20 protein-coding genes and 1 tRNA gene are annotated in these 24639 nt (G+C 69.3%); 16 read left to right on the top strand and 5 right to left on the bottom strand.

Translation table 11 applies throughout. The features are described from left to right. Positions 1–70 precede the first annotated feature (70 nt). From IFU11_RS04380 to IFU11_RS04370, 3 genes are all read left to right on the top strand, one after another. On the top strand, positions 71–979 hold the full coding sequence (locus tag IFU11_RS04380; protein ID WP_192018241.1) for a MetQ/NlpA family ABC transporter substrate-binding protein: 909 nt from the start codon (positions 71–73) through the stop codon (positions 977–979). 103 nt (positions 980–1082) lie between these two features. After that, entirely contained in the window at positions 1083–2111 is a 1029-nt protein-coding gene (locus IFU11_RS04375) for a methionine ABC transporter ATP-binding protein (RefSeq protein ID WP_079705461.1), read from the top strand. A 1-nt stretch (position 2112) separates the two neighbouring features. Next, complete coding sequence (locus IFU11_RS04370; RefSeq protein WP_064296483.1) at positions 2113–2772, top strand: methionine ABC transporter permease; 660 nt, start codon at positions 2113–2115, stop codon at positions 2770–2772. A 144-nt stretch (positions 2773–2916) separates the two neighbouring features. Here the strand turns inward: IFU11_RS04370 and IFU11_RS04365 are convergent, their stop codons facing one another. After that, positions 2917–3411, bottom strand: a complete 495-nt coding sequence (locus IFU11_RS04365) for a MarR family winged helix-turn-helix transcriptional regulator (protein WP_064296482.1) — start codon at positions 3409–3411, stop codon at positions 2917–2919. Between the two features lie 112 nt (positions 3412–3523). Between IFU11_RS04365 and IFU11_RS04360 the strand changes: the two genes are divergently transcribed. From IFU11_RS04360 to IFU11_RS04350, 3 genes are all read left to right on the top strand, one after another. Further along, positions 3524–3595 (top strand) — tRNA-Gln (locus IFU11_RS04360). A 47-nt stretch (positions 3596–3642) separates the two neighbouring features. Beyond that, positions 3643–5124 carry a bifunctional UDP-N-acetylglucosamine diphosphorylase/glucosamine-1-phosphate N-acetyltransferase GlmU gene (gene glmU / locus IFU11_RS04355; RefSeq protein ID WP_192018240.1) on the top strand — a complete coding sequence of 494 codons (1482 nt, stop codon included), beginning with the start codon at positions 3643–3645 and terminating at the stop codon, positions 5122–5124. Positions 5125–5159: 35 nt separating this feature from the next. Beyond that, positions 5160–6137 (top strand): ribose-phosphate diphosphokinase, encoded by a 978-nt coding sequence (locus IFU11_RS04350; RefSeq protein WP_079705464.1) that lies wholly within the window; start codon positions 5160–5162, stop codon positions 6135–6137. A gap of 23 nt (positions 6138–6160) precedes the next feature. Here the strand turns inward: IFU11_RS04350 and gndA are convergent, their stop codons facing one another. Next, a complete protein-coding gene (gndA, locus tag IFU11_RS04345) occupies positions 6161–7621 on the bottom strand; it encodes an NADP-dependent phosphogluconate dehydrogenase (RefSeq protein WP_192018239.1) in 1461 nt (486 codons plus the stop codon). Positions 7622–7887: 266 nt separating this feature from the next. On the opposite strand from gndA, the gene IFU11_RS04340 reads away from it, so the two are divergent. From IFU11_RS04340 to pth, 3 genes are all read left to right on the top strand, one after another. Continuing rightward, complete coding sequence (locus IFU11_RS04340; protein WP_229938709.1) at positions 7888–8391, top strand: gluconokinase; 504 nt, start codon at positions 7888–7890, stop codon at positions 8389–8391. A gap of 174 nt (positions 8392–8565) precedes the next feature. Beyond that, entirely contained in the window at positions 8566–9174 is a 609-nt protein-coding gene (locus IFU11_RS04335; RefSeq protein ID WP_079705465.1) for a 50S ribosomal protein L25/general stress protein Ctc, read from the top strand. Positions 9175–9302: 128 nt separating this feature from the next. Continuing rightward, positions 9303–9884 (top strand): aminoacyl-tRNA hydrolase, encoded by a 582-nt coding sequence (gene pth / locus IFU11_RS04330; RefSeq protein ID WP_192018238.1) that lies wholly within the window; start codon positions 9303–9305, stop codon positions 9882–9884. A 7-nt stretch (positions 9885–9891) separates the two neighbouring features. On the opposite strand, the gene IFU11_RS04325 is transcribed toward pth, so the two are convergent. The 3 genes from IFU11_RS04325 to folP form a co-directional block, all read right to left on the bottom strand. Further along, entirely contained in the window at positions 9892–11925 is a 2034-nt protein-coding gene (locus tag IFU11_RS04325; protein WP_192018237.1) for a DUF7933 domain-containing protein, read from the bottom strand. Between the two features lie 112 nt (positions 11926–12037). Then, complete coding sequence (locus tag IFU11_RS04320; protein ID WP_192018236.1) at positions 12038–12790, bottom strand: pyrimidine reductase family protein; 753 nt, start codon at positions 12788–12790, stop codon at positions 12038–12040. 22 nt (positions 12791–12812) lie between these two features. After that, positions 12813–13745, bottom strand: a complete 933-nt coding sequence (folP, locus tag IFU11_RS04315; RefSeq protein WP_137242007.1) for a dihydropteroate synthase — start codon at positions 13743–13745, stop codon at positions 12813–12815. 124 nt (positions 13746–13869) lie between these two features. Here folP and mfd point away from each other — a divergent pair, with 124 nt between their 5' ends. The 7 genes from mfd to eno all read left to right on the top strand — a co-directional run bounded on the left by mfd (position 13870) and on the right by eno (position 24612). Next, entirely contained in the window at positions 13870–17481 is a 3612-nt protein-coding gene (gene mfd / locus IFU11_RS04310) for a transcription-repair coupling factor (protein WP_079705469.1), read from the top strand. A gap of 86 nt (positions 17482–17567) precedes the next feature. Beyond that, positions 17568–18512 carry an alpha/beta fold hydrolase gene (locus IFU11_RS04305; protein WP_192018235.1) on the top strand — a complete coding sequence of 315 codons (945 nt, stop codon included), beginning with the start codon at positions 17568–17570 and terminating at the stop codon, positions 18510–18512. A 77-nt stretch (positions 18513–18589) separates the two neighbouring features. Next, positions 18590–20041, top strand: coding sequence for an aldehyde dehydrogenase family protein (locus IFU11_RS04300; RefSeq protein ID WP_192018234.1), 1452 nt, complete (start codon positions 18590–18592; stop codon positions 20039–20041). Further along, a complete protein-coding gene (locus IFU11_RS04295; RefSeq protein WP_371742717.1) occupies positions 20038–20706 on the top strand; it encodes a MazG family protein in 669 nt (222 codons plus the stop codon). The genes IFU11_RS04300 and IFU11_RS04295 overlap by 4 nt, the downstream gene beginning before the upstream one ends. A 60-nt stretch (positions 20707–20766) precedes the next feature. Continuing rightward, positions 20767–22074 (top strand): histidine--tRNA ligase, encoded by a 1308-nt coding sequence (gene hisS, locus IFU11_RS04290; protein ID WP_192018233.1) that lies wholly within the window; start codon positions 20767–20769, stop codon positions 22072–22074. A 151-nt stretch (positions 22075–22225) separates the two neighbouring features. After that, positions 22226–23215: an endonuclease/exonuclease/phosphatase family protein gene (locus tag IFU11_RS04285; protein WP_192018232.1), complete on the top strand. Its 990-nt coding sequence runs from the start codon at positions 22226–22228 to the stop codon at positions 23213–23215. Between the two features lie 116 nt (positions 23216–23331). After that, a complete protein-coding gene (gene eno, locus IFU11_RS04280) occupies positions 23332–24612 on the top strand; it encodes a phosphopyruvate hydratase (RefSeq protein ID WP_085510462.1) in 1281 nt (426 codons plus the stop codon). Positions 24613–24639 lie beyond the last annotated feature (27 nt).

Genomic DNA, 24639 nt, shown 5'->3' with positions numbered 1-24639 from the left:
CCCTGCTAGGCCGACGTACCGTCGAATCAGCGTCCACCGGCGCGCACCACCCGAAAGAGGAATCACAGCAATGACCTTCTCGAAGAAGCTTCTGGCCGGACTGGCCATCATCCCCGCCATCGCGCTCCTCGCCGGATGCGCCGGCGGCTCAGGCGCAGGCGCCGCCGCTGAAGACAAGGGCACCGAGGCGAACCCCGTCAAGATCGGCGTCGTCGGCGCGAGCGACCCCTACTGGGAGACGTACAAGGAGGCCGCCGAGAAGGAGGGCATCTTCGTCGACATCGTCGACTTCGGCGAGTACACGCAGCCGAACCCGGCGCTCACCGAGGGCGAGATCGACCTCAACCAGTTCCAGCACATCGTCTACCTCGCGCAGTACAACGAGGCCTCGGGTGAGGACCTCACGCCGATCGGCTCGACGGCGATCTACCCCCTCGGCCTCTACTCGACCAAGGTCGACAGCGTCAAGGACATCAAGAAGGGCGACACGATCGCCATCCCGAACGACGAGAGCAACCAGGCTCGTGCGCTCCTCGTCCTGCAGTCCGCAGGCCTGCTGGAGCTGAAGGACGGCGGCAACATCTTCTCGACGCCGGACGACATCATCGCCGACAAGTCGAAGGTCACCGTCACCTCGCTCGAGGCATCGCTGACGCCGACCTCGCTGCCTGACGTCACCGGCGCGATCATCAACAACGACTTCATCAACGACTCCGGTCTCAAAGCGTCCGACGCGATCGCCGAGGACGACCCGTCCGACCCGAACGCGCTGCCGTACGTCAACATCTTCGCCGCGAAGTCCGCCGACGCCGACAACGAGACGTACGCGAAGCTCGTGAAGATCTACCAGGACACGAAGTCCGTCGTCGACGGCGTCGTGGAGAACTCCGGCGGTACCGCGGTTCCGCTGAAGACCCCGGTCAAGGACCTCGTGAAGTCACTCGAGACCGTCCAGAAGGACATCAAGGCCAAGGGCTGATCCAACGTTCAGAGCGTTCCTGTGGGAGGCTGTCACCCGCTCCCGCAGGAACGCTTCGTCGTTTCACCGCCTCCTGATCACCCGACACACCGAGGACACCCCCATGCCACTCGTCAGCCTCCGAGACGTCGCGAAGCGATACCCGTCTCCGCAGAAGGGCGCCGCACCGATCGCCGCGATCGACGGCGTCGACCTCGACATCGAGGCCGGTGACGTCTTCGGGATCATCGGCTACTCGGGAGCCGGCAAGTCGACGCTCGTCCGCCTCATCAACGCGCTCGAGCCCGCGACGTCGGGGAGCATCGTCGTCGACGGCACCGAGGTGACGACGCTCTCGGAGCGCGGTCTCCGCGACCTCCGTCTCGGCATCGGGATGATCTTCCAGCAGTTCAACCTCTTCAACTCCAAGTCGGTGCGGAAGAACATCGCGTACCCGCTCGAGGTCGCCGGACGTCCCCGCGCGGAGATCCGCACCCGGGTCGACGAGCTGCTGAAGTTCGTCGGGCTGTCCGACAAGGCCGACAACTACCCCGACCAGCTCTCCGGCGGCCAGAAGCAGCGCGTCGGCATCGCTCGCGCGCTCGCGACCTCGCCCCGGATCCTGCTCGCGGACGAGGCGACGAGCGCCCTCGACCCCGAGACCACGCAGGAGGTCCTGGCACTGCTCAAGCAGGTGAACCGCGACCTCGGCGTGACCATCGTCGTGATCACCCACGAGATGGAGGTGATCCAGTCGCTCGCGACGAAGGTCGCCGTCATGGAGCGTGGCAAGGTCATCGAGCAGGGCGACGTCTTCGAGGTGTTCTCCGACCCGCAGCACGCCGCGTCCAAGCGCTTCGTGTCGACGGTCATCAAGGGCGTCCCGTCGCCGGCCGAGCTGGCGGTGCTCAAGGAACGACACGTCGGGCGCATCGTCACCCTGTCCTTCCGCGACGGCGACGCGTCGCAGGCGGGCGTCTTCCTCACGCTCGCGCAGGCGGGCGTCGACTTCGAGCTCGTCTACGGCGGGATCAACGACATCCAGGGTCGCGCGTTCGGCCACCTGACCCTCGCCCTCCGCGGCGACGACCAGACGATCGACGGGGCGCTGACCGCCATCGGATCCCAGGCAACCGTGACGGAGGTGCGCTGACATGGATGCACTGATCGATCTGCTCCCGAAGCTCGGCGACGCGACCGTCGAGACCCTCTACCTCGTCTCCTTCAGCCTGCTCTTCGGTGGGATCGCTGGACTCGTCGTCGGCACCGGCCTCTACGTGACGCGGCCCGGCAACCTGTACTCGCACCCGGTGCTCTACGGTGTGCTCAACGTGATCGTGAACATCTTCCGGCCGATCCCGTTCATCATCTTCCTGGCCGCCGCCCAGCCGCTCTCACGACTCGTGATCGGCACCGGCATCGGTGCGAACGCGTTCATCTTCATCATCTCCCTGGCGGCGACCTTCGGCATCAGCCGGATCGTCGAGCAGAACCTGCTGACGGTGTCGCCCGGCGTCATCGAGGCCTCGCGTGCCGCGGGTGCGAGCCGGCTCCGGACGTTGCTGAGCATCGTCCTCCCGGAGGCGCTCGGTCCGCTGATCCTCGGCTACACCTTCGTGTTCGTGGTCATCGTCGACATGTCGGCGGTCGCGGGCTTCATCGGCGGCGGTGGGCTCGGTGCCTTCGCGATCCAGTACGGCTTCCGGCAGTTCGAGCCGGTCGTCACGTGGGCCGCGGTGATCATCATCATCCTGCTCGTGCAGCTCATCCAGTTCTTCGGTAACTGGCTGGCCCGGAAGATCCTCCGCCGCTGATCGGTCCCTGAGCCACCCCACCCGGTCCCTGAGCCACCCCACCCGGTCCCTGAGCCACCCCACCCGGTCCCTGAGCCACCCCACCCGGTCCCTGAGCTTGTCGAAGGGCGAACTTCGACAGGCTCAGTGACCGGGCGTGTTCCGCTAGTCGAAGTCGAGGCTGAGCTTCCGCAGCAGGACGGTCAGTCGGGCCTGTTCGGTCGAGCTCAGGCCGTCTAGCAGGTCCGCCTCGGCGTCGACGAGGCGTGTGATGGCCGCGTCGACCGTGTTGAGTCCCGCGTTCGTCATCTGCACGAGGATGCCGCGGCCGTCGTTGGGGTCGCCCTGGCGTTCGACGAGTCCGCGCTCGACCAGGCGGTCGATGCGGTTCGTCATCGTGCCGCTCGAGACGAGCGTCTGGAGCAGCAGGGCCTTCGGACTCAGCCGGTAGGGGGAGCCGGCGCGCCGGAGTGCGGCGAGGACGTCGAACTCCCACGGCTCGAGGTTCGACCGGGTGAAGGCCGCCCGACGCGCCCGGTCGAGGTGGCGTGACAGCCGGGCGACACGGGAGAGGATCTGGAGGGGCGAGAAGTCGAGGTCCGGGCGCTCGCGGTTCCAGGCGTCGACGATCCGGTCGACCTCATCGGTGCTAGCTGGCATCCCACCATTATCGAGGCACGCGGGCGTCGGGGCTCGATCGGCCGCCGCGAGCTGATTCCGAGGCGGCACATCCATGGCAGAATTGACCACGCTCCGCCGTCAGGCTGAGTGGTCCGCCATAGTGTAACGGCAGCACGGCAGCCTTTGGAGCTGTTCGGTCCAGGTTCGAATCCTGGTGGCGGAGCGACCGATCACCGACCGGGCGAGTGCCCGGACCGAGGGGGAGCACACGTGACCGACGACCGTCTGGCCATCATCATCCTGGCTGCTGGCCAGGGAACCCGCATGAAGTCGGCGCTGCCGAAACTCCTGCACCCGCTCGGCGGCGTGCCGATCGTCGGCCACGTGCTGGCGACCGCCCGCTCGCTCGACGCCGGGCACGTCATCGCCGTGGTCCGCCACGAGCGCGACCGCCTCGTCGAGGCCATCGAGTCGGAGCTCCCGGGTGCGACCATCGTCGACCAGGACGAGGTGCCCGGCACCGGTCGCGCGGTGGAGCAGGCGCTCCTGGCGCTGCCCGACGACTTCGACGGCGACGTCCTCGTGGTCAACGGCGACGTCCCGTTGCTGAACGCCGCCACGCTCACCACGCTCATCGAACGCCATCGCAACCACGACGTCGCGGCGACGATCCTCTCGGCCATGCCCGACGACGCGACCGGCTACGGACGCATCATCCGCACCGAGGCCGGGGCACTCGACTACATCGTCGAGCAGAAGGACGCCACCGACGCCGAGCGGGCCGTCAACGAGATCAACGCCGGGGTCTACCTCTTCGGCGTGAGCCAGCTCCGCGACGCGCTCGCCGAGGTCACCACCGACAACGCCCAGGGGGAGAAGTACCTCACGGACGTCATCGGCCTCCTGCGACGCGCGGGCTCCGAGGTCTCTGCGCTCCCCGTGAGCGACTCCTGGCTGGTCGAGGGCATCAACGACCGCGCCCAGTTGAGCGCCGCCGCGGCCAAACTGAACGCCCTCCTCGTGCGCGCCTGGCAGCTCGCCGGCGTGACCGTCCAGGACCCGGCCACGACGTGGATCGACATCAAGGCGCGGCTGCACGCCGACGTCACCCTGCTTCCCGGGACGCAGATCCTCGGCGCGACGGTCGTCGAGTCCGGTGCGACGATCGGTCCGGACACCACGCTCATCGACACCGAGGTCGGCGCGGGTGCGCGCGTCCGCCGCACGGACGCGACGCTGTCGGTCATCGGTGCCGGTGCCGAGGTCGGGCCGTTCGCCTACCTGCGCCCAGGCACGGTGCTCGGCGAGCGCGGCAAGATCGGCACCTTCGTGGAGACGAAGAACGCACAGATCGGTGAGGGCAGCAAGGTCCCGCACCTCAGCTACATCGGCGACACCGAGATCGGCGTCGAGTCGAACGTTGGTGCCGGAACGATCACCTCGAACTACGACGGTGTGCACAAGCACCGCACGACCATCGGATCGCACGTCCGCACCGGCGCGCACAACACGCTCGTCGCCCCGGTCAGCGTCGGCGACGGCGCCTACTCCGGTGCCGGCACCGTCATCCGCAAGGACGTCCCGGCAGGGGCGCTGGCGTTGACGGTCGCGCAGCAGCGCAACGTCGAGGGCTGGGTCGAGCAGAAGCGCCCGGGTACGGCGGCTGCGACGGCTGCCGGCGCTGCCTCGGCGGCACCGCCCGTGGATGCCGTGTCGGACGACACGGCTGCGGCTGGTAACGTCGACTCGTGAGTGAGGCCGGAGGATTCCGGCAGAAGGCAGGGTCTGTGTCAGGCATCACGGCGGACAACAAGAAGCAGCTGGTTCTCGTCTCCGGACGAGCCCACCCGGAACTCGCCGAGGCGATCGCGGCGGAGCTCGACTCCGAGCTCCTCCCCACCGATGCCAGGACCTTCGCCAACGGCGAGATCTATGCCCGGTACGACGAGAGCATCCGCGGCACCGACGTCTTCGTCATCCAATCGCACACCGCTCCGATCAACGAGTGGCTCATGGAGCAGCTCATCATGGTCGACGCGGCCAAGCGGGCGAGCGCCAAGCGCATCACCGTGGTCGCCCCGTTCTACCCCTACGCCCGCCAGGACAAGAAGGGTCGCGGACGCGAGCCGATCTCCGCCCGCCTCGTCGCCGACCTCTTCAAGGCCGCCGGTGCCGACCGCATCATGTCGGTCGACCTCCACGCCGCGCAGATCCAGGGCTTCTTCGACGGTCCCGTCGATCACCTCTTCGCGATGCCGGTCCTCCTCGAGCACTTCCGCGCGAAGCTCGACGCGTCGACGCTGACGGTCGTCTCGCCCGACATGGGCCGCGTCCGTGTGGCCGACATCTGGAGCGACAAGCTCGGTGCGCCGCTCGCCATCATCCACAAGCGCCGCGACCCGCTGGTCCCCAACCAGGTCAGCGTCCACGAGATCGTCGGCCAGGTCGAGGGCCGGGTCTGCCTGCTCGTCGACGACCTGATCGACACCGGACGCACGATCGTGAAGGCGGCCGAGGCGCTCAAGAACGCCGGCGCCATCGGCGTCGTCGTCGCGGCCACCCACGCGGTGTTCTCCGACCCGGCGGTCGAGCTCCTGCAGAGCGACGCTATCGACTCCGTCGTCGTCACCGACACGCTGCCGGTCGACGAGGCCAAGCGTTTCGACAAGCTGACCGTCCTCTCGATCGCGCCGCTCATCGCCCGCGCGATCCACGAGGTCTTCGACGACGGCTCCGTGACGAGCATGTTCGACGGCGCCGCGTAATCCCNGCGTCTGCAGGCCGTGGGCTAGTGGCTCGAGCCCGCCTGCTCGACCTCGCTGCGGTCGCCCGACCAGAGGGTGTGGAACGTGCCGTCGAGGTCGACGCGCTTGTAGGTGTGCGCGCCGAAGAAGTCACGCTGGCCCTGGACGAGCGCTGCGGGCAGACGCTCGGCGCGGAGGCCGTCGTAGTACGACAGCGACGACGAGAACGCCGGTGAGGGGATGCCGGCCTGAGCGGCTGCGACGACCACGCGGCGCCAGCTGTCCTGCGCCTCAGCGACGGCGTCGCTGAAGTAGGGTGCCGTCACGAGGGCGACCAGCTCGGGGTTCTCCTCGTAGGCCTCGGTGATGCGGTTGAGGAACTGTGCACGGATGATGCAGCCGCCGCGCCAGATCTTCGCGATCTCGCCCTTCTTGATGTCCCAGCCGTATTGCTCGGCACCGGCGACGATCTCGTCGAAGCCCTGCGAGTAGGCGATGATCTTCGACGCGTAGAGCGCCTGGCGCACGTCCTCGACGAACTGGTCGGGGTCGGCGACGGTCCACTCCTCGGACGGGCCCGCGAGCTCGCGGGCCGCTGCGCGCTGCGCCGGCTTCGACGACAGCGAACGGGCGAACACGGCCTCCGCGATGCCCGACACCGGGATGCCGAGGTCGAGTGCCGTCTGCACGGTCCACGCGCCGGTGCCCTTGGCGCCGGCCTGGTCGAGGATGACGTCGACGAGCGGCTGCCCCGTCTTCGCGTCGACCTGCTTGAGGACCTCGGCGGTGATCTCGATCAGGTAGCTCTCGAGCGTGCCGCGGTTCCACTCGGCGAAGATCTCCGCGATCTCGGCCGGCGACTTGCCGGTGCCGCGACGGATGAGGTCGTAGGCCTCGGCGATGAGCTGCATGTCCGCGTACTCGATGCCGTTGTGGATCATCTTGACGAAGTGGCCGGCGCCGTCGGTGCCGACGTGGGTGACGCAGGGTTCGCCTTCGGCGATCGCAGCGATCGACTTGAGGATGGGGCCGAGGGTCTCCCACGCTTCGGCGGAGCCGCCCGGCATGATCGACGGTCCCTTGAGGGCGCCCTCCTCGCCGCCGGAGATACCGGCGCCGACGAAGTTGATGCCGGTCTCGCGGACGGCCTTCTCGCGGCGGATGGTGTCGGTGAAGAGTGCGTTGCCGCCGTCGACGATGATGTCGCCGGGCTCGAAGACCTCGGCGAGCTGCTGGATGACGGCGTCGGTGCCCTTACCCGCCTGCACCATGATGATCGCGGTACGTGGCTTCGAGAGCGACGCGGCGAACTCCTCGATGGTCTTCGACGCGACGAAGCCGGCCTCAGGGTGCTCGCTCACGAGCAGGTCGGTGCGTTCGGGGGAGCGGTTGTACACGGCGACCGTGTTGCCCTCGCGGCTCGCCAGGTTGCGTGCGAGGTTGCTGCCCATGACGGCCAGACCGACGACGCCGATGTTGGCGCGAGCTTCGGCGGTGTTCACCATGTGGTTCTCCTTCAGAGTGGGTGATGCGGGAAGCGTTCCGAGTGCTCAGGAGTCGACGGGGCGGCTGCAGGACAGCGGCGACACCCTCGTCGATCCGGGCACGGCCCGTCCTGCAACCGTAGCAAAGGGAGGTGTCGCTCCACCTCTCAATGACCCCGCGTGCAGGTGAGGTCCGAGCGGACCGTGCGGAGGTGTCCGGTATCGTGCTGTGCGGGTCGGGCGAGCCGGCCGCCCGGCCATCGGCCGGAGACCACAGGGGGTTCCGTGTGAATGCACCGCTCGTCGTCGTCATGGGCGTGTCCGGGTCCGGGAAGAGCACGACCGGAGTGCTGATCGCCGACCGGCTCGGGGTGCCCTTCGTCGACGCCGACGCCCTGCACCCCCTCGAGAACGTGCGGAAGATGGCCGCCGGAACGCCGCTCGAGGACCCCGACCGCTGGCCCTGGCTGGCCCTCGTGGGCAAAGCCCTCGCCGACGCCTCGGACACGGGCCTCGTGATGGCCTGCTCCGCACTCCGACGGGCCTACCGGGAGGCGATCCTCGCGGAGGCGCCCGGGGTGCGGTTCGTGCTCCTGCACGGCTCGCGCGAGGTGCTCGGACGCCGGATGGAGGGCAGGAGCGGTCACTTCATGCCGCCGTCGCTCCTCGACTCGCAGTTCGCACTCCTCGAAGACCTGGACGCCGACGAACCGGGCTTCGTGGTGGACGTCGACGCCACCGTCGACGAGATCGTGGACGAGGCGGTCGCGGGCCTCAGTGCGGTGCGATAGACTCTCCCACTGAACTTCGGCGAGGGAAGCGGCCCGTGGCAGCTTCCGTGATCGACGCGGTGGTCTGGCTTCCGGCTTTTCCTCACGCAGATACGCGTTCGAGTTGACTCATCCATTCCGCCGCGCATCGTCGCGGCACGACCAACCGGGTGCAAGACCCGTGAGGAGAACATCATGTCCGATGACCTGAAGGTCACCGCGGAACTCCGCGAATCGTTCGGCAAGGGCGCAGCCCGCAAGCTCCGTGCCCTCGGCAAGATCCCGGCCGTGCTCTACGGCCACGGCACCGAGCCCGTGCACGTCTCGCTGCCCGGCCACCAGATGCTGCTCATCCTCCGCAAGTCCAACGCGGTGCTCGAGCTCGACATCGCCGGCAAGGGCCAGCTCGCGCTGGTCAAGGACGTCCAGAAGGACCCCGTGCGCCAGATCATCGAGCACCTCGACCTCATCGTGGTCAAGAAGGGCGAGAAGGTCCAGGTCGACATCCCCGTGACCATCGAGGGCGAGTCCGCCGCCGGCACCATCCTCAACCAGGACGCCACCACGGTGAGCCTCGAGGTCGAGGCGACCCACATCCCCGAGCGCGTCACCGTCAGCGTCGAGGGCCTCGAAGAGGGCGCCCAGATCCTGGCCGGCGACCTCGAGCTCCCGAAGGGCGCTTCGCTCATCACCGAGGCCGACGTCCTCATCGTCGCGATCACCGTCCCGGCCGCTCCGGCGGACGAGGAGACGGAGGCCGCTGAGGCCGCCGCCGAGGAGACCGCAGCCGAGGCCGCGGAGTAGTCACCACTCCAGCAGACGAACCTGTCGCCCGCCCGCCCCGATAGTCTCGGTGCATGGCAGGCGGCAGGTTCGCTCGGTTTCTGGCCGGTCTCACCGGTCGAGCCGAGGCGTTCGATCAGGAAGGCAGCATGGCTGCAGACACGTGGCTCATCGTCGGGCTCGGGAACCCGGGCGAGCAGTATGCCCGCAACCGGCACAACGTCGGGCAGATGGTCCTCGACGAGCTCGCGAAGCGCATCGGCGGAACCTTCAAAACCCACAAGGGCAACGCGCGCGTGGCCGAGGGGCGGCTCGTGCCGGGCGGCCCGAAGCTCATCCTCGGCAAGCCCAACAGCTACATGAACCTCTCCGGCGGCCCCACCGCAGCGCTCGCCCAGTTCTTCTCCGTCGATCCCGACCACGTCATCGCCGTCCACGACGAGCTCGACATCCCGTTCGACTCGATCAAGCTCAAGCAGGGCGGCGGGCACGGTGGGCACAACGGCATCCGCGACATCGCCTCAGCGCTGAAGACCCCAGAGTTCCTGCGCGTCCGCGTCGGTATCGGGAGGCCGCCGGGTCGTCAGGACGCCGCTGACTTCGTCCTCAAGGACTTCGCGGGAACCGAGCGGGAGCAGCTTCCCCTGCTGGTCTCCGACGCGGCCGATGCGGTCGAGCTCCTCGTGAACGAGGGCCTGCTGGCTGCACAGACCCGCTTCCACGGCGCCTGACGCCCGCTCAGCCGCGCGGTGAGCGGACGCGTCGGCCCTGGCGCGTGCCAGCGCCGACGAGCACCGCGCCCACCAGGAGCAGTCCGCTGATGAGCAGTGCAGTGGAGAGCGGGACCTCGGCTCCCGTCCGGACCAACGGCGCCTGCGGTTCGAGCGGTGCGACCCTCCACACGATGCCGAGCGAGGTGTGCAGCGCCCCAGTCGAGACACGGGGTGCGTCCGGGAGTGGCAGGCGACCGGTGTCGGCGCGGTCCGATGCGCGCGAGTACCCGGTCAGGACCGCCTCGAACGCGTGGACGAACGAGCCGTCGTCGAGCGCGGTCGGTGTCAGGACGAGCGGCTCGCTGCTGGTGCAGACCGTCGAGGCACCAGGCTCGATGAACTCGCTGCTGCAGGTGAGGCGGGTGTCCGGCGTCTCCGCGAGGGTGACGTCGCCCAGCGCGTTCTCGCCGGTGTTGGTGACCGTCGCGATGACACGCAAGCGGTCACCGGGGTCGGCCGCGACGGTCTCGCCCCCGACGGTCTCGCCCCCGACCGGAACCCACGATCCGTCGGCACCCTGGATCTCGAGGCGGACGGTGCCCTCCACGGCCAGCGCGGGGACGATCACGCGGTAAGTGGTCTCGTCCGTGCTGCTGAGCCCCGCGGCGGTCTGCTCCACGCGCACGACCGCCTCGCCGGACTCGACGACCTCGGTGCTCGCGCAACTCCACCGGCCGACCGGGTCCACGGTGGTCTCACACCGGGTGTGGCCCTCCCCGTCGCGCACGGTGATGTCGGCGCCCGGCTCGCCCGTTCCGGCGAAGATCGGTCGTGAGGACTCGACGAGGGCGCCCGATGCCGGGCTCTCGATCGCGACCCGGTCGATGGCGGTCAGGGCGGGCTGTGAGCCGAGGTCGAGCCCACGGACGGCGTCTCCCGCCACGGTGACGGTCAGCGCGCCGCGAGCGACCGGTGTCGCGTCGACCTCGATCGTGCAGGACTCCTCGCCCGCCGCGAGGTCGCCGGTGAACGCGATGTCGGCCCCGGACGCCGGAGCGGTCACCTCCGCCGAGCAGCTCGTGGTCACTCGCGGATCGGTGGCGACCGCGAGTCCACCGGGCAAGGCCGTCTGCACGGACCAACCGGCCTTCGCGGCGAGTTCCGGGGTGTTGCGCACGACGAAGCGGAGACGCATCGTGTCCCCGACGAAGGCGGTGTCCTGCGACAGCCCGACGTCGAGGGTCGGGGTCACGTCGATGATGCTCAGATCGTCGAAGGCGTGATCGTTGCCCGATCCGCCGCCGTGTTCGTTGCGCATCACGACACCGATCGAATCATCCTCGATGAGGATGGAGGAGTCGGGCGCGAAGTGGCCGGCACGAGCCGAGACGCCGCCGTGGCTGAACGATTCGGCACGGTCGTCCGTGCACGGATCGATCGCCTGCTTGGACACCGGGTGTTCGACGCCGTCGGAGGTTCGCAGCGCCAGCTGCAGTGCGGTCGGCACCGCTGCGAAGCAGTTCAGGGACGCGACGTTCACGGAGGCGGTCAGGAAGCGGCCGGTGCCGGTAGCCAGTGGGATCGGCGTGGTCGTCTCCAGTTCGACCGCGCCGTCTGGACCGTTCGTCTGGGTATAGGCCGCAACGGCGGAGTTGGTCCCGGGATCGGTGCCGTTGAGGACGCCCAGCACTCCGGCGAGGACACGGACGTTCGCCATGGCGCTCGCGGCGTCGAGGCAGTCACCGGGCTCGGCGCCCGTCATTGAGGCGGACATGATGAAGCCGTTGCATGCCGCTCGATCCGTCCAGAAGTCGTCGGCGTCGAACCGGAGGTCCGAACGGCCCAGGTAATCGCGGACCGACATGGGCGTGCCGGTGTCGGGTGCGCGTTCGAAGTCCTCGTGGAAGACCGCACCGCTTGGAGTGCCTGCTGCGTCAGTCGGTGGCTCGAAGGCCGTCGCTCCTGCCGGTGCCGGTTGGATCATCGAGAGGGTCCAACCGACCGCCAGGACGAGGGTCGCGGTCAGGATCGGACGGAGTGGGCTGGTCGAAACGCGCATGCAGCATCCCAAGAGATCATCGGATGGGGGGAGGCCGCCAGCGTAGCAGTACTGGTCTACTGGGATATCAGACGATCGAGGGGTGGGTGTCGACGGCGCGGAAGCCGACGGCTCAGGCTCGCATGTACCGCGAGATCAGCAGCTCGTCCGAGCGCAGGAGGTGCTGCAACCGCATCGGTCGCGGTGCTTCGGACGCGGGACCCGCGGAGACCCGGACACTCTCCCCGCCGACGAGCGACGGACTGATCGTCAGACAGAGTTCGTCGACGGCGTCAGCGGCGATGAACGAGCCGAAGAGTGCCGGACCACCCTCGCACAGGATCTGCCGCAGGCCGCGGTCGGACAGCGCCTGGACGACACGCGCCGGTTCGACGTGTTCGTCGCCGCACGCCACCACGTCGGCGACCGCCTCGAGCGCCGCGCGCTTCGCGGGGTCGGCGCGGTCGGTCGTCACGACGAGCGGCCGGACCGGCGCCTGGGTGAAGACCTCCGAGCGGAGATCGAGGTCGAGCGAGCCCGACACGATCGCGAACACCGGGTGCAGGGGGAGGTCGTGGTCGTCGCGCCACGTCGCGGCGTCGACGTCGAGCCGCATGGCACCGTAGCCCTCGTCGCGTACGGTCCCGGCACCGACGAGCACGACGTCGGAGAGTCGACGCAGGATGTCGAACACGGTCTTGTCGGCCGGGCCGCCGAGGCCGCCGGAGACGCCGTCGACGGTCGCTCCACCGTCCAGGCTCGTCACGAAGTTCACGCGGACGGTCGTGGCGGAGCGGTCCTCGACGGTGTAGGCCGCCACGAGCTCGTCGACCGACAGCGGTCGGTCCTGCGCGGGGACCAGGCTCGTGATGCTGGGGGTGCTCATGTGACTCCTCGGGGGTTCCGGATCAGACGTTGTGGACGGGCGCCACCGGTGCGCGGAAGCCGAGGATCGCCTCGGTCATCCGCACGGCCGCGATCGACTCGGGCACGGCGTGCATCCGCACGATGCGGGCGCCGAGGAGGATGCACGCCGCAGCGGACACCAGTGACCCCTCGAGACGTTCCGACTTCGGGCGGTCGAGGGACTCGCCGATGAAGTCCTTGTTGGAGACCGCGGCGAGCGTCGGCAGCCCGAGCGCGGCGATCTCGTCGAACCGTCGGGTGAGTTCGAGCGTCTGCACGGTGTTCTTGTTGAGGTCGTGCCCGGGGTCCACGATGAGCCGTGACTCGGGGACGCCGTGCGAGAGCGCGAGGTCGACGCGGGCCGCCAGGAAGGCGGCGACCTCACCGGCGACGTCGTCGTAATGGGGGCGGGGATGCGGCTGCCTCGGCCTGGCCAGACTGTGCGTGATGACGAGGGTGGCCTCGCTCGCGGCGACGACGTCCGCGAGCGCCGGGTCGTGGATCCCCGTCGTGTCGTTGATGACGGAGGCGCCCGCCGCGATGCAGGCCGCCGCCACCTCGGGGCGGAAGGTGTCGACGGAGATGACGACGTCGCTCCGTGCGGCGAGCGCCTCCACGACGGGGAGCACACGGTCGATCTCCTCGGCGGTGGGGATCTCCGGCCCGGGGGCGAACTTGGCTCCGCCGATGTCGACCCAGTCGGCGCCCTGTTCTGCGGCGGTCACGGCGGCGTCGACGGCTCGGTCCAGTGAGAACGTCGCGCCCTGGTCGAAGAAGGAGTCCGGGGTGCGGTTGATGATCGCCATGACCGCGACCTGCTTCGAGAAGTCGAACGTCCGCGCTCCGATCCGGCGGATCGGTTGGCGGATCGGGGGGAGCGGGAAGCCGCCGGTCCGTTCGGGGTGTCGGTCTGACCGGGGCTCCGTGCTCGTCATGGGTCAATCATGACGCGTCCGGCGCGAGAGGATGCCGCGTGACGCGTCGTCCGCAGCCGATTGACAGCGGTGGCCGGTGGGCGATGGGGTCATGGGTGTCGGTGGCTCGGCGTAGGCTGTCCCGGTGACGCTTCAGGGTTTGACTCACGCGCTTCGGCGCGCCGCAACGATCGACGATGCCCTCGCGTACGCGGGCAAGAGCGCGGACTTCTCCGTGATCGACGGGCTGCGTGCACCGCTCCTCGCGGCGCTCATGGACGAGCGCGGTCGGCAGGGTGCCGCCCAGGCGGCCCTCGTCGTCACCGCGACCGGCCGCGACTCCGAGCGGCTCCGCTCCGCGCTCAGCGACCTCATGCCAGAGGCCGAGATCGTCGAGTTCCCGGCCTGGGAGACCCTGCCACACGAGCGCCTCAGCCCGAGCGCCGAGATCGTCGGCCGACGCCTGGAGGCGCTGCGGCGGCTCGGCGCCTGGACGGGGGAGCGGCCGTTCCTCCTCGTCGCGTCGGTGCGCGCCGCGCTGCAGCCCGTGGCCGACAACCTCACCGAGACCGCTCCGATCGAGCTCGTCCAGGGCGGTCGCGGACACGACCTCGCCGCGATCGCGCTGCGACTCGTCGAACTCGCGTACACCCGGGTCGACATGGTGTCGCGGCGTGGTGAGTTCGCGTTGCGCGGTGGCATCCTCGACGTCTTCCCGCCGGTCGCCGACCACCCGTACCGGGTCGAGTTCTTCGGCGACGAGGTCGACGGCATCCGGGCGTTCTCGGTCGCCGACCAGCGTTCGCTGCCCGAGCCGGTCGACGCGATCCGACTGCCGCCGTCCCGTGAGCTGCTCCTCAGCCCGGCCGTCCGGCAGCGCGCCGCGGAGATGCAGCACGAGTTTCCGAGCCTCACCGGGATCCTCGAGAAGATCGCGGAGGGCATCGCGGTGGAGGGCATGGAGTCGCTCTCCCCGGCCCTCGTCGACCGCCTCGTCCCGATCACCCATTACCTGCCGGATGGAGCGGCCATCGCCGTCGTCTCGCCGGAGCGCGTCGTCACGAGGTCGATCAGCCTCGCCGAGACGAACCGCGAGTTCCTCGCCGCCGCATGGAGCGCCGCGACCGTCGGTGCGAACGCGCCGATCGACCTCGCCTCCGGCGACTTCATCTCGCTGGGCGCCCTGAAGGAGTCCGTCACCTTCAGCGCTCCTGGCCAGCCGGCGCCCGACCACCCGTGGTGGACGTTCAGCGGCTTCCGCGCCGGCCCCGACGTCGAGACGCTCCCGGAGCACCTCGAACTCGACGAGCTCCTCACCGTCACGGTCGACGGCGACACCGTGCCGAGCTTCCACGGCAACGTCGAGGGCGCCATCGAACACGTCGCCGACCGCATCCGCGAGGGGTGGACGGTCATCGTCGCCGCCCGCGGGGTCGGTCTCGTCGAGCGTGCGGCGGACGTCCTCGCCGAGCACGAGATCGCGGCCCGCATGGTCGACGAGCTGCCGGCCGACCCGGAGCCCGGGGTCGCCTATCTGCTGCAGGCCGACGTCGAGGGCGGCTTCGAGCTGGAGACGTCGAAGCTCATGCTGCTCGGCGAGACCGAGTTCTACGGACGCACCGCCGGGTACGACTCGCGCCTGGTCAAGAAGCTCGCCACCCGACGCAAGAACGTCGTCGACCCGATGCAGCTCCGGTCCGGCGACTTCGTCGTGCACCAGACCCACGGCATCGGCAAGTTCGTCGAGATGACCCAGCGCGAGGTCTCGAGCGGTGGACGCAACCCGGTGAAGAGCACCCGCGAGTACCTCGTGCTCGAGTACGCACCGTCCAAGCGCGGCTACCCGGGCGACAAGCTGCTCGTTCCCACGGACCAGCTCGACCTCCTCACCCGCTACGTGGGCGGCGAGGCTCCGCAGCTCAGCAAGATGGGCGGCAGCGACTGGTCGCAGGCGAAGAGCAAGGCGCGCAAGGCCGTCCGCGACATCGCCGTCGAGCTGGTCAAGCTCTACTCGGCGCGCATGGCGTCGAAGGGGCACGCCTTCGGCCCAGACACCCCGTGGCAGCGCGAGCTCGAGGAGGCGTTCCCGTTCGCGGAGACCCCCGACCAGCTGCAGACCATCGACGAGGTCAAGGCCGACATGGAGCGCGAGATCCCGATGGACCGCCTCCTCTCCGGCGACGTGGGGTTCGGGAAGACCGAGGTCGCCGTCCGTGCCGCGTTCAAGGCCGTCCAGGACGGCAAGCAGGTCGCGATGCTCGTGCCGACCACCCTGCTCGTCAAGCAGCACTTCGAGACCTTCCAGGAGCGGTTCGCCGGGTTCCCCGTGCACCTGCGGCCGCTCAGCCGGTTCCAGTCCGACAAGGAGGCGCGGGAGGCGCTCGCCGGACTCGCCGACGGCACGGTCGACGTCATCATCGGGACGCACCGTCTGCTGACCGACAAGGTGCACTTCAAGGACCTCGGCCTCGTCATCATCGATGAGGAGCAGCGGTTCGGTGTCGAGCACAAGGACGCCCTCAAGAAGCTGAAGACGAACGTCGACATCCTGGCCATGAGCGCGACCCCGATCCCGCGCACGCTCGAGATGGCGGTCACCGGCATCCGGGAGATGTCCACGCTGGCGACGCCACCGGAGGACCGCCACCCGATCCTGTCCTTCGTCGGTCCGTACAACGGCAAGCAGGTCGGTGCGGCGATCCGGCGCGAGCTCCTGCGCGAGGGCCAGATCTTCTTCGTGCACAACCGGGTCTCGTCCATCAGCCGCGTCGCGGCGGACCTCGCGGAGCTCGTCCCCGAGGCGCGCATCGCCATCGCCCACGGGCAGCTCGGCGAGGCCGCGCTCGAACAGGTCGTGGTCGACTTCTGGGAGCGCCGTTTCGACGTCCTCGTCTGCACCACGATCATCGAGACCGGCCTCGACATCTCGAACGCCAACACGATCATCATCGACCGCGCCGACAAGTACGGCCTGAGCCAGCTGCACCAGCTGCGGGGTCGTGTCGGTCGCGGTCGCGAGCGCGCCTACGCGTACTTCCTCTACGACGAGCACAAGCCGCTCTCCGAGACCGCCCACGACCGACTCTCGACCATCGCGGCGAACAACGAGCTCGGCAGTGGCATGCAGGTCGCCTTGAAGGACCTCGAGATCCGTGGCGCCGGCAACATGCTCGGCGGCGAGCAGGCCGGCCACATCGCGGGCGTCGGCTTCGACCTCTATCTCCGCATGATCGGCGAGGCCGTGTCCACCTTCCGTGGCGACGTCGCCGAAGGGCAGACCGAGCTCCGGCTCGAACTGCCCGTCGACGCACATATCCCCGAGGAGTACGTCGACAGCGAGCGGCTGCGGCTGGAGGCCTACCAGAAGCTGTCGGCCGCGTCCGGACCTGCGGCCAAGGACGGCCAGATCGACCTCGTGATCGACGAACTCACCGACCGCTACGGCGAGCCGCCGGCACAGGTGAGCACGCTCATCGCCGTGTCGCGGCTCCGTCAGCGGGCGCAGCGCTCGGGACTCAGCGACCTCATCGCCGTCGGACCGAACCTGCGGGTCACGCCCGCCGACCTCCCCGACTCCATCCAGACGCGCCTGCGACGCATGTATCCCGGCGCGAAGTACCTGGCCCAGACGAACACCGTCATCGTGCCGTTGCCGCGCGTCGGCGACGAACCGCTGGCCGACACCGACCTCATCGCCTGGGTGCAGCAGTTCCTGAACGCGATCTACCCGCTGCCGGAGGGCTCGACGTCGTCCTAGCGGGCAGTAGGAGATGGGTCCGCGGGACGACAGCGTCGGTACCCGCGGCCGATCCGACGGTCGTCGTCCATCCCTAGCGTGGAGGGATGAAGAAGTTCCTCCGCATCGTCCTCACCGGGATCGCAGCGCTCGTCGCGCTCGTGCTCGCCGGGCTCCTCACGACCACCATCGTCAACACCGCCGCATCGGCCTCTGAGGCCACGCGCATCGAGGAGTACGGGCAGCGGGTCGAGGTCGACGGCAAACGCATGAACGTGTCGATCACGGGGGAGGGTGATCAGACGATCGTCCTCCTGCCCGGCTTCGGCACCGGTTCGCCCGTGCTCGACTTCTCGCCGCTCGTCGGGGAGCTCTCGTCGTCGTACCGGGTGGTCGTGGTCGAGCCCTTCGGATACGGGCTGAGCGACCAGACCGACGTGCCGCGAACGACCGAGAACATCGTCTCCGAGATCCACGAGGCGGTCGCCGGGCTCGGCATCGACCGGTACGTGTTGATGGGGCACTCCATCGCGGGAATCTATGCGCTGGACTACGTCGAGCGGTTCCGCGGCGAGGTGACGGCGTTCGTCGGCATCGACAGCAGCGTGCCCGATCAGCCGGGCACGGATGCCGCGCTGCCGGTCGACGCCCTGCGTGCGGCGAAGGCACTCGGCATCACCCGGCTCGTCACGGCGCTGTCGGGCGACCCGTACCCGGATCCGCCGTACGACCAGCACACGCGTGAGCAGCTCGGGATGATCTCGCTGCGCAACACCTCGAGTGCGACGTCCTCGGACGAGATGTCGCGCATCGCGGCGAACTTCCGAGCGGCGAAGGGGAAGACCTTCCCGGCAGACCTCCCGGTGCTGCTCTTCGCCCAGCGGGACAACCCGACGGTGGAGGGGTGGCTGCCGCTCCATGAGGAGCAGGCTGCGAGCGTCGACCGAGGAGAGGTCGTGCCGCTCGACGCCGACCACTACTTGCACCACACGAAGTCCCGCGAGATCGCGGCGGACGTCGACCGCTTCGTCACGGCTCCAGGCGTCGGGTAGCCGGTCGCCGGGCCCGGCCGTCGGCCTGCGGACGGACGTATGCTGGTGCCCACGATCCCGTCGAGTCGGAGGAACCCATGGCGACCAGCATCCGGACGAAGCAGGAGCCGAAGGTGGTCGTGGCCGACGCCGTGGCCCGGCTCCGACAGACCTTCGACCGCGGCACCACGAAGCCCGTCGCCTGGCGGCTCCGCCAACTCCGTGCGTTGAAGCAACTGCTCCTCGAACGCGGCGGCGAGCTCGAGCGGGCGCTGGCGACCGACCTGGGCAAGAGCGGCACCGAGGCGCAGATCACCGAGATCGGCCTCCTCGTCGGCGAGATCGATCACACGCTGAAGCACCTGAAGCGCTGGGTGCGGCCCCGACGCGTCGCGGTGCCGCTCACCCTCGCCCCGGCGTCGGCATCGGTCGTGGCGGAGCCCGTCGGCGTCGTCCTCGTCATCGGCCCGTGGAACTATCCGGTCCAGCTCTGCATCGGTCCCGTCATCGGGGCGCTCGCCGCGGGTGACGCCGTCCTGCTGAAGCCGAGCGAGCTCGCCCCCGCCACGAGCGCCGCACTCGCGCGCCTCCTCCCGGAGTACCTCGACGACCGTGCCGTCGCGGTGGTCGAGGGCGATGCGGAGGTCGCCACCGCCCTCCTCGCCGAGCGGTTCGACCACATCTTCTACACGGGTGGAGCCGCCGTGGGCAAGGTCGTCGCCCGGGCCGCGGCGGAACATCTGACCCCGATCACCCTGGAACTCGGCGGGAAGTCGCCGGTGTACGTCGACGACACCGTTGACCTCGCGGACGCGGCCCGCCGGATCGTCTGGGGCAAGCTCATGAACGCCGGCCAGACCTGTGTCGCCCCCGACTACCTGCTCGCGACGCGCTCGGTCGCCGATCGGCTCGTCCCGTACCTGCGCGACGCGATCGCGGCGCTCTACGGCCCTAACCCCGCCGACAGTGCCGACTACGGCCGCATCATCTCCGACAAGCACTTCGCCCGGGTCAGCGGTCTGCTCGACGGTCTCGAACCGGCCCTGGGCGGAGGGGCCGACGCCTCGGAGCGGTACATCGCCCCGACGGTCGTGAACGGCGTCGACGCTTCGGCGTCGATCATGCAGGAGGAGATCTTCGGTCCGATCCTGCCGATCCTCCACGTGTCCGGGCTCGAACAGGCCATCGCGCACATCCGGGCAGGGGAGAAGCCGCTCGCGCTCTACGTCTTCAGCGACGATCGCGCCACGCGGAAGCGGTTCACGCGCGACACCTCCTCGGGCGCATTGGCATTCGGCGTGCCGGCCGCGCACCTCCTCGTGCCGGGTCTGCCGTTCGGCGGTGTCGGGGCGAGCGGGATGGGCGCGTATCACGGCCGCCATTCCTTCGACACGTTCAGTCACGCGAAAGCGGTGTTCTCCAAGCCGCTGTCCCCGGACACGCTGTCGCTCGTCTACCCGCCCTTCACCGAAGCGCGCGACCGGATCGCGCGACTGATCTCGAGGACCGGCAGCACCGACGACCGCCGCCCGTGGGGAGCCCGTCGGTGAGCGGCGAGCCCGTCGGCGACACCTCCACTGAGCGCCTCGTCGACGCCATGCGACAGATCCGCGACCGCTGCGTCTGGACGCAGGGCATCGACCACGACATGCTCGTGCCGTACCTCATCGAGGAGAGCTACGAGCTCGTCGAAGCGGTCGAGGCCGGGACGCGCGACGAGCTCGTCGAGGAACTCGGCGACGTGCTGTGGCAGGTCGTCTTCCATGCGGAGATCGCTTCCCGTGACGCCGATGCGCCGTTCGACTTCGACGACGTCGCCGAGGCCGTCACCCGCAAGATGGTCCACCGTCATCCACACGTCTTCGGCGACGAGGCGGCTCCGACCCCGGAGGACGTCGTGCGCGTCTGGAACGCCGCGAAGGCCGAGGAGAAGGCGAAGCGCAGCAGCGCGCTCGAGGGGATCCCGCAGGGGATGCCGTCGCTCGCCCTCGCCGACAAGGTGCTGGGCAGGGCCGTGCCGTTCGGAGTGGGGCCGACGGTCGACGCCGATGTCATGGACGACGAGGACGCGCTGGGGGAGCAGCTCCTCGCCGTCGTGGCAGCAGCACGGGCGAACGGGCTCGACGCGGAACGGGCGCTCCGGGGTGCCGTCCGTCGGTTGACCGCGCGAGTGCAGGACGCCGAGCGTCCGGTGGCGTCTCCGACCGACGACTGAGCGAGGGGTCGCCGGGCGCCTGCTCACGGTGCCGGTTCCCCGACATGCCAGAATTGAGGCATGGCAGCTCCAGTGAACCCGCCGCGCGGCATGCGCGATTTCCTCCCCGCCGACAAGGCCCGTCGGGAGCACTCGCTGGGCACCATCCGTCGCGTCTTCACTGCACACGGCTTCGACGAGATCGAGACGCCCGTGGTGGAGGAGTACGACCGGCTGCACTCCGGCCTCGGCGGCGACAACGAGAAGATGGCGTTCAACATCCTCCGGCGCAAGCTCACCCCGGAGGCCATCGTGGCCGCAGCCGACAACCAGACCGAACTCACCGACCTCGGCCTCCGCTTCGACCTCACCGTGCCGCTCGCCCGGTTCTACGCGACGCACCGGGCTGAGCTCCCGCCGGTGTTCCGCTCGATCCAGATCGCTCCGGTCTGGCGCGGAGAACGTCCGCAGCAGGGCCGGTACCGCCAGTTCGTGCAGTGCGACATCGACGTCATCGGAGAGTCGTCGAACCTCGCCGAGACCGAGCTCATCATCGCGACCCTCGCGGCTCTCGCCGAGCTCGGCATCACCGGCTGCAGCGTGCGGATCAACGACCGCCGACTCCTCATCGGCATGCTCGAGTCGCTGGGCTTCCCCGCCGACGAGCACGCGCAGGTGCTCATCACGATCGACAAGCTCGACAAGATCGGTCAGCAGGGCGTGGTCGCCGAACTGCGCGACCGTGGCGTCGACGCCACCGCCGTCGATGCACTCGAGGCCTTCTTCTCCCGTCCGCAGACGATGGAGTTCAACACCTTCGGCGAGCGGGCGATCCGGAAGGCGCTGCCGCTCGGAGCGGACGACGCCGTCGTCGCGGAGCTCGACGCACTCGGGAAGGCCGTCGCCGCGGCCACCTCCCTCCAGGGTCAGCCGGCCGACCCCTTCGCGAACCCGCTCGTGTTCGACCCCTTCCTGGTGCGGGGCATGGGGTATTACACGGGCGCCATCTTCGAGATCGCGCACCCCGATCTCGGGTACTCGCTCGGCGGCGGCGGTCGGTACGACGGCATGATCGGGCGCTTCCTCGGCCAGGACGTGCCAGCGGTCGGCTTCTCGATCGGCTTCGAGCGTATCGTCGACCTCATCGAGCTCCCCGCAGGTGCGGCCGCGGAAGCCGTCGTGCTCGTGCACGACCGCAACGTGCCTCCCGTGACGCTGGTGGCGTTGAAGGCCAAGCTCGTCGCCCAGGGGCGTCGGGTGCGCCTCGAAGCCCGCGTGAAGAACCTCAAGGCCCTCCTCGACCGCGTGTCGGCAGCCGGCTTCGGAGCCTTCGCGTTCGTCTCGGCCGACTCGACCCTCGAGTCGCTCGAGTTCAAAGCGCTCGACTGACGATTCCCGCACCCGCTTCCCGCTCCTCGGCGCGCTTCCGAGCCGCTGCCCAGCTCGTCGGTGCAGGATGGAGCATTCGGCCGGATCCCCTCCCTCGAGCGATCCGTCTGCTCTGCCCCCGATCGAAGAACTGGTTCCCCCGATGAGCGTCATGGCCCCTGCAGCGCGCCCGCAGCGCGCCCCGGAGTCGACCGGCTCCCCGCGCCGCCGGGTGAGCCTCGTGCGGCGCCGGGCGACCACGCTCGCGTTGGCCGTCGGTGTCCCGCTCGCCCTGCTGACGGCCGCCCACGCCCTCGTCCCCGACATCCTCGGCCTCGGACTCGTCTGGGACAACGCCCTGCCGTGGACGTGGGTCGTGCTGCCGGTGCTCTTCCTCGTCCTCCTCGTCGCCCGCACGCCGGGTGCCGTCATCGGTCTCCTCGCGCCGACGCTCGTCTGGGCCTTCCTGTTCGGCCCCGGCGTCGTCCCCATGGGTGACGCACGTTCGGCGGTCCCGGCCGAGGTCTCCCTCACGGTCGCCAGCCAGAACCTCGGGCCGGAGGGCGATCCCGCGGTCATCGCAGCTTCCCTCCAGGCCAGTGGGGCGGATCTCATCGCGCTCCAGGAGATCGAGGACCACGACCGCGAACCGCTCGCCGCGACGCTCGACGAGCAGTACCCGTACTCCGTGCTCACGGGGACGGTGGGTCTCTGGAGCCGCTATCCGATCGCCGACTCGGTCGGGCTGAAGCTCGGCCTCGACTGGTACCGGGCGATCAACGCCGTCGTCGACACCCCGTCCGGAGCCGTGAGCGTCTACGTGATCCACGCCGACTCCGCGCGTCCGGGTGCGCACGCCGAACGGGACGTGATGCTCGCGGAGTTGGCCGACACCGTCGCGGCGAACACCCGCGATCGGATCGTCGTCATGGGCGACTTCAACGCCTCCGCCTCCGACCGGGCGCTCGCCGCACTCCAGAGCGAGGTGTCGGAGCCCAATCAGAGTGAGGGCGGCTTCGGACTCACCTGGCCGGCCGGGACACCGCTCATGCGACTCGACCACGTCTTCGTCCGCGGCATGACCGCGACCCACAACGCCGTCGGCGACGCCGAGGGCAGCGACCACCACGGCATCGTGTCGAGCTTCCGGCTCGACCGCTGACCGCGCGCCTCGGGCGACGATCCGCGGCTCTGCGCCCGTTCAGCCGATGTCACTAGACTGAGCGCGGGCGGCCGTCGTACCCGTCCCACGTCCCAATCCCCACAAGGAGAACATCAGTGGCACTCATCGAGGCAGTAGGCGCTCGCGAAATTCTCGACTCCCGAGGCAACCCGACCGTCGAGGTCGAGGTGCTCCTGGAAGACGGCACGGTCAGCCGTGCAGCAGTCCCGTCCGGCGCATCGACCGGTGCGTTCGAAGCGTACGAGCTGCGTGACGGCGATGCCGCGCGTTACCTCGGCAAGGGTGTCGAGAAGGCGGTCGACGCCGTCCTCGACGAGATCGGCCCGGCACTCGAGGGCATCGAGGCGGACGACCAGCGCCTCGTCGACCACACCATGATCGAGCTCGACGGCACCGAGAACAAGAGCCGCCTGGGCGCGAACGCGATCCTCGGTGCGAGCCTCGCGGTCGCCCGTGCCGCTGCGGACTCCGCAGACCTGTCGCTCTACCGCTACGTCGGCGGCGCCAACGCCCACGTCCTCCCGGTCCCGATGATGAACATCATCAACGGTGGCTCGCACGCCGACACCGGCGTCGACATCCAGGAGTTCATGATCCTCCCGATCGGCGCTCCGAGCTTCCGTGAGGCGCTCCGCTGGGGCACCGAGACATACCACACGCTCAAGGGCCTGCTGAAGTCGAAGGGCTTCGCGACCGGCCTCGGCGACGAGGGTGGCTTCGCCCCCGACTTCGAGCACAACCGTGCGGCCCTCGACTTCATCGTCGAGGCCATCGAGAAGGCCGGCTTCACGGTCGGCACCGACATCGCGCTCGGCCTCGACGTCGCCTCCAGCGAGTTCTACAAGGAGGGCGCGTACCAGTTCGAGGGCAAGGCGCTCAACAGCACCGAGATGACCGCGTACTACGCCGACCTCGTCGCGAACTACCCGCTCATCACCATCGAGGACCCGCTGGCCGAGGACGACTGGGCAGGCTACGCCCACCTCACCCCCGAGCTGGGCTCCAAGGTCCAGATCGTCGGCGACGACCTGTTCGTCACGAACCCGAAGCGTCTCGCCGACGGCATCGCCAAGGGTGCGGCGAACTCGCTGCTCGTCAAGGTCAACCAGATCGGGACGCTCACCGAGACGCTCGACGCGGTCTCCCTCGCGCAGCGCTCCGGCTACACGACGATCCTGTCGCACCGCTCCGGCGAGACCGAGGACACCACGATCGCCGACCTCGCGGTCGCCACGAACGCGGGCCAGATCAAGACCGGTGCGCCTGCGCGCAGCGAGCGGGTCGCGAAGTACAATCAGTTGCTGAGGATCGAAGAGGAGCTGGGCCAGGCAGCCGTCTACGCCGGCCGCAGCGCCTTCCCCCGGTTCACCGCCTAAGCATCGTCACCTGAAGGCTCTCAGGGG

The sequence above is a fragment of the Plantibacter sp. CFBP 8804 genome, from assembly GCF_014841225.1.
In the GTDB taxonomy this organism is placed as follows: domain Bacteria; phylum Actinomycetota; class Actinomycetes; order Actinomycetales; family Microbacteriaceae; genus Plantibacter; species Plantibacter auratus.
This window is presented reverse-complemented; position numbering and strand designations above follow the sequence as displayed.

Bases quoted from the DNA above. Each gene is read 5' to 3' on its own strand.
- folP (WP_137242007.1), bottom strand. From the start codon at position 13,745: ATGACGAGCACGGAGCCCCGGTCAGACCGACACCCCGAACGGACCGGC.
- IFU11_RS04365 (WP_064296482.1), bottom strand. From the start codon at position 3,411: ATGCCAGCTAGCACCGATGAGGTCGACCGGATCGTCGACGCCTGGAAC.
- IFU11_RS04335 (WP_079705465.1), top strand. From the start codon at position 8,566: ATGTCCGATGACCTGAAGGTCACCGCGGAACTCCGCGAATCGTTCGGC.
- pth (WP_192018238.1), top strand. From the start codon at position 9,303: ATGGCTGCAGACACGTGGCTCATCGTCGGGCTCGGGAACCCGGGCGAG.
- IFU11_RS04325 (WP_192018237.1), bottom strand. From the start codon at position 11,925: ATGCGCGTTTCGACCAGCCCACTCCGTCCGATCCTGACCGCGACCCTC.
- gndA (WP_192018239.1), bottom strand. From the start codon at position 7,621: ATGGTGAACACCGCCGAAGCTCGCGCCAACATCGGCGTCGTCGGTCTG.
- IFU11_RS04320 (WP_192018236.1), bottom strand. From the start codon at position 12,790: ATGAGCACCCCCAGCATCACGAGCCTGGTCCCCGCGCAGGACCGACCG.
- IFU11_RS04305 (WP_192018235.1), top strand. From the start codon at position 17,568: ATGAAGAAGTTCCTCCGCATCGTCCTCACCGGGATCGCAGCGCTCGTC.
- IFU11_RS04370 (WP_064296483.1), top strand. From the start codon at position 2,113: ATGGATGCACTGATCGATCTGCTCCCGAAGCTCGGCGACGCGACCGTC.
- IFU11_RS04300 (WP_192018234.1), top strand. From the start codon at position 18,590: ATGGCGACCAGCATCCGGACGAAGCAGGAGCCGAAGGTGGTCGTGGCC.
- IFU11_RS04380 (WP_192018241.1), top strand. From the start codon at position 71: ATGACCTTCTCGAAGAAGCTTCTGGCCGGACTGGCCATCATCCCCGCC.
- hisS (WP_192018233.1), top strand. From the start codon at position 20,767: ATGGCAGCTCCAGTGAACCCGCCGCGCGGCATGCGCGATTTCCTCCCC.
- IFU11_RS04285 (WP_192018232.1), top strand. From the start codon at position 22,226: ATGGCCCCTGCAGCGCGCCCGCAGCGCGCCCCGGAGTCGACCGGCTCC.
- IFU11_RS04375 (WP_079705461.1), top strand. From the start codon at position 1,083: ATGCCACTCGTCAGCCTCCGAGACGTCGCGAAGCGATACCCGTCTCCG.